2 protein-coding genes are annotated in these 1381 nt (G+C 66.9%); both read left to right on the top strand.

All coding sequences use genetic code 11. The features are described from left to right. A partial coding sequence (locus FFT21_RS28525; protein ID WP_225978857.1) for a WXG100 family type VII secretion target occupies positions 1 to 345 on the top strand: 345 nt, incomplete at its 5' end. A gap of 2 nt (positions 346 to 347) precedes the next feature. After that, positions 348 to 1381, top strand: a 1034-nt coding sequence (locus FFT21_RS28530) for a WXG100 family type VII secretion target (protein ID WP_225978858.1), incomplete at its 3' end; no start/stop codon positions are given.

The raw sequence follows: 1381 nt of genomic DNA on the forward strand, positions 1-1381 counted from the left end.
GTCCACTACACTCCCCCGCGACGCAGGGTAGGCAGTTTTCCTACGGGGGTCCGCGTGGATCGATTAGTGGTCGACTTTGCGGCACTACAAGATGCCACCGATTCGCTCACAAGCCATATCGATGCCACCGAGGCAATGCTCAACCGGGTAGAACAGATCGTCAGGAAGCTGGAGTCCAGTTGGGAAGGCTCCGCTCACGACGGGTTCCACACAACGGTTGCCGAATGGTGCTCAACCGCCCGTGACCTACATACCCAGTTACGCCGAATTCGGGACTTCGTCGTCACGGCGCATCGCAACCACGCCAGCGCGGTACACACCAACATCGGCATCTGGCGGGTGTAACCATGGGCCGTGGACCCGACGGCGGGCCGGTCATTCCCGTCAAGATCGCGCCCTCGGACTTTCACCTCGTCGCCCAGGCATTCGTTGACGCGCAGAACGACCTCGAACGTATCCGCGCAGGACTGCTCAACGCACTCGACGCGGCCAACGGCGCGGCCGGCGCGTGCGATGGCGCGCACCAGTACCAGAGCGGCTGGGCGGCCGCCATGGACAGCATCGTCAACGACGGGTTCCATACCGCCTTCGACCTGCTGGGCGCCATCGGCAAGGGCATCGACGTATCCGCCCTCAACCACTGGACCGCCGACCAGAACAGCGTCCCCGGCCAGCCTGGCAGCCCACCGCCCTGGACTCCCGTGGCACCGCGCCCGTGGCCGTCCAACACCGACTTCGCGACCCTGACCGGCGACGCGCCCTGGTGGCTACCGGGCTTCCTGGAGAAATACGTTCCCACGGCGGACACCGACCGCATCGACACCGCCGCCGACGCGTGCCGCAGAGCAGCCGGCGCCATCCGTGACCTCGCGGCCCGGCTGCACGGCCGCCTGCAAGGACTGGTCAGCAACAACAGCTCGGCCGACGTCACCGAGCTTGAGCAGTTCTGGCAGCAGGCAGCAGGGCCCCAGTCAGTCCTCACCGGGTTACCCCAAGCACTCGACGACATCGGCAACAGTCTCATCGACTTCCGCGTCTGGAACGACGACACCCAGGACGCGATCAAGGACAAGATCAAGGCAGTCATCGACGGGCTCGGCGCCGCCGGTGCCGTTCTGGCCGTCGCCAGTGTGCTGACCGACGGAGCGCTCGACGCCGTCATCGCGGCCGTTATCGAAGGGCTCGAACTCCTCGGCATCGACGCCGCAGGCGCCCTGGTCGCCCCCATCGCCGAGGTGGCGGCCGCTGCCGAGACTGGGCTCCTGGCCGGCGGGGCGGTCGCGATCGCCAAGGGCATCCAACCCGCCATGCAGGCCGCCATCAGCGGCACCCCCAACCCCAACGTGGAAGGCGTCGACGCCACCAAGATCAGCGACGACCT

This window comes from Gandjariella thermophila, from assembly GCF_005405885.1.
In the GTDB taxonomy this organism is placed as follows: domain Bacteria; phylum Actinomycetota; class Actinomycetes; order Mycobacteriales; family Pseudonocardiaceae; genus Gandjariella; species Gandjariella thermophila.